Source organism: Streptomyces sp. SID14436, assembly GCF_010548465.1.
GTDB lineage: Bacteria > Actinomycetota > Actinomycetes > Streptomycetales > Streptomycetaceae > Streptomyces.
In genome coordinates, this window is sequence record NZ_JAAGMD010000239.1 from 1 (window position 1) to 5,219 (window position 5,219).

The window sequence follows — 5,219 nt, forward strand, 5'->3', positions numbered from 1 at the left end:
CGGTCGGCGGGCGGTAGCCGCAGCGGGGGGGCGCTGCGGGGCTGTCGGGCCAGGTCTGCGCCGCGGAGCACGGTCCGCCGAGCCCGGGCGGCCCCCGCGCCGTCACGTCGTGCGCGCCTGCCGTCCGCTCCGGTGGCCGGCCGGGTTCTGCCCGAGTGGCCAGACGGTCGGCGGGGGGCGAGCGGTGCCGGGACATTCCGGTTTCGCCTGCCCAAAGGGCGCCGTTGCCGCCAGGCTGCGCCGACCCCTCGTGCGGCGCAGAGCTGACTTTCGGGTAACAAAGAGCTCCGCGGGGCATCGGGGCCCGGACGGCCGAAGCCATCGGAACCGTCCGGCCGGATCCCCCCGGACGGGAGAGCGGCCCCCATTGGGGTGGGGGCCGCTCCCCGGCACCCGGAGGGCAGAGGTCCGCCGCTCCCTCCGGGCTGTACAGCGGGCCTCACCGGGTCAACCCCAGCCCGGTGAGGCCCCTCGAAGGCGGCACGGCGTGCCGTACAGAATGGCATCATGTGACAGGTATCACCGCTCACGTGTGACCCGCGATTTAGGGTGGCCAGGGAAGCGGGGATAACCTGCGAGACGGACATGCCGCGCGCTCGGACACCGTGTGCGCCTCCCTTGTGACAGAGCGGACGTCACGTTGCCCTTCGCGGCACGCCCACGCATCCATCGAACCGCGAGATCACTGATAGGGACGGAAGCGCGTGGACCTGTTCGAGTACCAGGCGAGGGACCTCTTCGCCAAGCACGGTGTACCGGTGCTGGCCGGTGAAGTCATCGACACGCCTGAGGCGGCGCGCGAGATCACCGAGCGTCTGGGCGGCAAGTCGGTCGTCAAGGCCCAGGTGAAGGTCGGTGGTCGAGGCAAGGCCGGCGGCGTCAAGCTCGCCGCCACCCCGGACGAGGCCGTCGCCCGCGCGACGGACATCCTCGGCATGGACATCAAGGGCCACACGGTCCACAAGGTGATGATCGCCGAGACCGCTCCGGAGATCGTCGAGGAGTACTACGTCTCCTTCCTCCTCGACCGTGCCAACCGCACCTTCCTCTCCATCGCCTCCGTCGAGGGCGGCATGGACATCGAGGAGGTCGCGGCCAGCCGCCCCGAGGCCGTCGCCAAGATCGCGATCGACGCCATCGACGGCGTGGACAAGGCCAAGGCCCAGGAGATCGCGGCCGCCGCGAAGTTCCCGGCCGAGGTCGCGGACCAGGTGGCCGACGTCCTGGTGACCCTGTGGGACGTCTTCATCAAGGAGGACGCCCTCCTGGTCGAGGTGAACCCGCTGGCCAAGGTCGCCTCCGGCCAGGTCATCGCCCTCGACGGCAAGGTGTCGCTGGACGACAACGCCGAGTTCCGTCACCCCGACTTCGAGGCTCTCCAGGACAAGGCCGCCGCCGACCCGCTCGAGGCCGCCGCCAAGGAGAAGAACCTCAACTACGTCAAGCTGGAGGGCGAGGTCGGCATCATCGGCAACGGCGCGGGGCTCGTGATGAGCACCCTGGACGTCGTCGCCTACGCCGGTGAGGCCCACAAGGGCGTCAAGCCCGCCAACTTCCTCGACATCGGCGGCGGTGCCTCCGCCGAGGTCATGGCCAACGGCCTGGAGATCATCCTCGGCGACCCGGACGTCAAGTCCGTGTTCGTCAACGTCTTCGGCGGCATCACCGCCTGCGACGCCGTCGCCAACGGCATCGTGCAGGCGCTGGAGCTCCTCGAGGGCAAGGGCGAAGAGGTCACCAAGCCGCTGGTCGTCCGCCTCGACGGGAACAACGCCGAGCTCGGTCGGAAGATCCTCGACGACCGAAACCACCCGCTCGTGCAGCGCGTGGACACCATGGACGGCGCGGCCGACAAGGCCGCCGAGCTCGCTGCTGCCGCGAAGTAAGGGACGAGGTCACAGAACACCATGGCTATCTTCCTCACCAAGGAATCCAAGGTCATCGTCCAGGGCATGACCGGCTCCGAGGGCCAGAAGCACACCAAGCGCATGCTGGCGTCGGGCACCAACATCGTCGGCGGTGTGAACCCCCGCAAGGCCGGCACCAGCGTCGACTTCGACGGCACCGAGGTACCGGTCTTCGGCACCGTCAAGGACGCCATCGAGAAGACCGGCGCCGACGTGACGGTCATCTTCGTCCCGGAGAAGTTCACCAAGGACGCGGTCATCGAGGCGATCGACGCCGAGATCCCGCTCGCGGTGGTCATCACCGAGGGCGTCGCGGTCCACGACACCGCCGCCTTCTGGGCGTACGCCGGCAAGAAGGGCAACAAGACCCGCATCATCGGTCCGAACTGCCCCGGCCTGATCACGCCCGGCCAGTCGAACGCCGGCATCATCCCGGCCGACATCACCAAGCCGGGCCGCATCGGCCTGGTCTCGAAGTCCGGCACACTGACGTACCAGATGATGTACGAGCTGCGTGACATCGGCTTCTCGACCTGCGTCGGCATCGGCGGTGACCCGATCATCGGCACCACCCACATCGACGCGCTGAAGGCGTTCCAGGACGACCCCGACACCGACCTGATCGTCATGATCGGTGAGATCGGCGGCGACGCCGAGGAGCGGGCCGCGGCCTTCATCAAGGAGAACGTGACCAAGCCGGTCGTCGGCTACGTCGCGGGCTTCACCGCGCCCGAGGGCAAGACCATGGGCCACGCCGGCGCCATCGTCTCCGGTTCCTCCGGCACCGCTCAGGCCAAGAAGGAGGCCCTCGAGGCCGCCGGCGTCAAGGTCGGCAAGACGCCGACCGAGACCGCCAAGCTGGCCCGGGAGATCCTCGCCGGCTGACCCGGCACAGGACACACGGCTGGGCCCGTCCCCCTCGGGGGGCGGGCCCACCGTCGTTCCGCGCACCGGAGGGTCCTGACGGAGCCCGGTGTCACCGTGACTGCGGGGCCAGCCGTTCGGGCCCCGGCAGCAGTTCCTTGCGCAGCTTGCTGCGCAGTTTCCGTTCCTTGTCCGACAGCGGTCCCGGGGCCACGTGCGGCGGGACGCCCTGGACCGTCTCGCCGGGCGGCACCGGCGGCTCGTAGTGGGTGGGTGCGGTGCGCAGGGTCAGCGCCGTGGTGCCGATCAGGGCGACCGTGAAGGCGATGGCGGCGCGGGTCCAGAAGCGGGCCCGGCGCTCACTGCCGCTGCGTACGGCTGGAGGCTGGGCGGCCCGCAGCCGCTCCGCGGAGGCCAGCACGGCGAGCCGCTCGTGCAGCGTCCCCGGGTCCGACAGTTCCGGCAGCCGTTCCGCGACGGTCTCGCGTGCGCGCAGCAGCCGGTTGGCCGTCGCGGGGGTGCTCGCCTCGGTCTCCGCCGCCGTCTCGGGCAGGTCGAGGCCGACGCCGTCGTAGAGGACGAGTGTGCGGCGGTGCGGAGCGGGCAGGGCCAGCAGGGCGTCCATGAGGGCGCGGTCGGCCGCGTCGGAGGGCGGCGGCTCGGGGTGCCGGTAGCGGGGCCGGAACCGGTGCCAGGGGGAGAGCGCCCACTCGTACGCCGCGGCGCGCACCCATCCGGCCGGGTCACGGTCGCGGGCCACCTCGGGCCAGCGTTCCCAAGCCAGTTGGAACGCGCGTTCCACTGACTCGCGGGCCAGTTCGCGGCGCCCGGTGAGCAGGTAGGTCTGGCGGACCAGGGCGGGGGCGCAGAAGGCGTAGAGGGCGTCGAAGGCCTGAGCGGGCGTCAGGGCGGACGTGCCCGGGTGTGTCTCCCCGGTGAGGTCGGGGTCGGGTTCCACGACCACGGGGTTCCGCAGGGCTTGGGGCTCCGGCCGCCGCGTCCTCCGCGGTTCCGTCCCGCCGTCGGAACCCGCGTCGGGCCCGGGTCGCCGGCCGGCTTCCGGTCCCCTGCCGGACGCCGGCGCGGATTCCGGGTCCCTTCCGGACCGGGTCCTCCGTCCCCGTCGCGGCTTCCTCGGAGGCCGGGAAGGAGACTCCGGCCGTGGCGCCCGTTCCGGTGCCGTGCGGACCGCGGCCGCCTCCTGCTCCTGCGGACACACCGTCACTCCGCCGCCGTGGCCGTTGCGTTCGCCGCCGGCTTCAGCGCCGCTGTCCCGGCGTCCGGTCCGGCCTTTCGGGCGTGCCGGCCGACGGGCGTCGCTAGGCTCAGCTGCTGCTGGGGCTGCTGGGGCTGCTGGGGCCGCTGGGGCCGATGCAGCAGGCGCAGGGGTGGCAGACGCCGTCGCAGCCTCCGGAGCCGATGCAGCAGGCGCAGCAGATGCAGCAGATGCAGCAGATGCAGCAGATGCAGCAGTCGGAGCAGGTGAAGCGGTTGAAGCCGCCGGAGTCGTCGCGTCCGCTGCTGCCGCCGGAGGGGCTTCCGGTCGCGTCCGCCCGGCCGGGTCGGCCAGTTCGGCCAGTTCGGCCAGCAGTTTCGCGTACTCCTGCCGGTTCCGTCCGCGCGGTGCCGTGCGGCCGGACTCCCATGCCCGCACCGTCTCGCGGCTGACGCGCAGGCGCGCGGCGACCTGAGCCTGCGTCAGCGCACCGGATGCGCGCAGGCGTCGGCGTTCCTCGGGCGGGGGCAGTGGGGCGGCTGGACTTCGCGGCACGGGTCGCCATCCCTCCGTACAGAAAATGACATAAACGTATATTGAGCGACACAGCCGGGCTTCGCCTGTTACGACGGAAAAGCGCGTGTCGTTGGGAGCATGGCGGGCGTGATCCACACCACTGCTCGCCGGTCGGCGCGGGCTCGCCTGCTCACCCGGTTGCGTGACCGGTCGCCCGGACTGTCCGGGGGCCTGCTCGGCGGCGCCCTGGCGGCCGGGCTGGGGCTCGCCGCGTTCGCCGTGCTCGTGATGCTGCTGTGGATCAGTTCGCCCTACCCCGACAGCGGCCCGAACGGTGCCCTGCACACCGCGGCGGCGCTGTGGCTGCTCGCGCACGGGGCCGAACTGGTCCGCACCGACACCCTCTCCGGGGTCCCGGCCCCCATGGGCCTGCCCCCGCTGCTGCTGCTGACCCTGCCCGTGTGGCTGCTGCACCGGGCGGCCCGGGACGCCACCGACGGGGGCGTGGAGGGTGACGCCCCGCTCGTGCCCGGCCGGACGGCGTGGTCGGGCGTCGTCCTCGGCTACCTCGCCGTGGCCGCGCCCGCCGCCGTGTACGCCGGCGGTGGCGGACTGCGGCCGTCGTGGGGGTCGGTGGGTGTGGCCGTGCCCCTCGTCGCGGTGGTGGCGGCGGGCGCGGGCGTGTGGTCCGCCTACGGCAGCCCGAGCGGGCCGCC

Annotated in this window: 4 protein-coding genes and 1 pseudogene; 3 read left to right on the forward strand and 2 right to left on the reverse strand. The window is 72.2% G+C overall.

Going from position 1 to position 5,219, the window contains the following annotated elements:
• Positions 1-704: 704 nt before the first annotated feature.
• Both sucC and sucD read left to right on the forward strand, forming a co-directional pair.
• The gene (gene sucC, locus G3I53_RS08830) at positions 705-1,886 is read left to right on the forward strand and encodes an ADP-forming succinate--CoA ligase subunit beta (RefSeq protein WP_164333562.1); all 1,182 of its coding nucleotides are present in this window, start codon (positions 705-707) and stop codon (positions 1,884-1,886) included.
• Positions 1,887-1,907: 21 nt separating this feature from the next.
• Positions 1,908-2,792 carry a succinate--CoA ligase subunit alpha gene (gene sucD, locus G3I53_RS08835; RefSeq protein ID WP_164333561.1) on the forward strand — a complete coding sequence of 295 codons (885 nt, stop codon included), beginning with the start codon at positions 1,908-1,910 and terminating at the stop codon, positions 2,790-2,792.
• 91 nt (positions 2,793-2,883) lie between these two features.
• Here the strand turns inward: sucD and G3I53_RS33710 are convergent, their stop codons facing one another.
• Together G3I53_RS33710 and G3I53_RS34515 are read right to left on the reverse strand one after the other, a co-directional pair.
• Entirely contained in the window at positions 2,884-3,990 is a 1,107-nt protein-coding gene (locus G3I53_RS33710) for an RNA polymerase subunit sigma-24 (protein WP_343240577.1), read from the reverse strand.
• Positions 3,991-4,368: 378 nt separating this feature from the next.
• Positions 4,369-4,659: pseudogene (locus G3I53_RS34515) on the reverse strand (helix-turn-helix domain-containing protein); the annotation flags it as partial.
• Here G3I53_RS34515 and G3I53_RS08845 point away from each other — a divergent pair.
• Positions 4,642-5,219 (forward strand): DUF6350 family protein (locus tag G3I53_RS08845; RefSeq protein WP_239063683.1); only part of this gene is annotated, 578 nt, incomplete at its 3' end. The pseudogene G3I53_RS34515 and the gene G3I53_RS08845 overlap by 18 nt on opposite strands.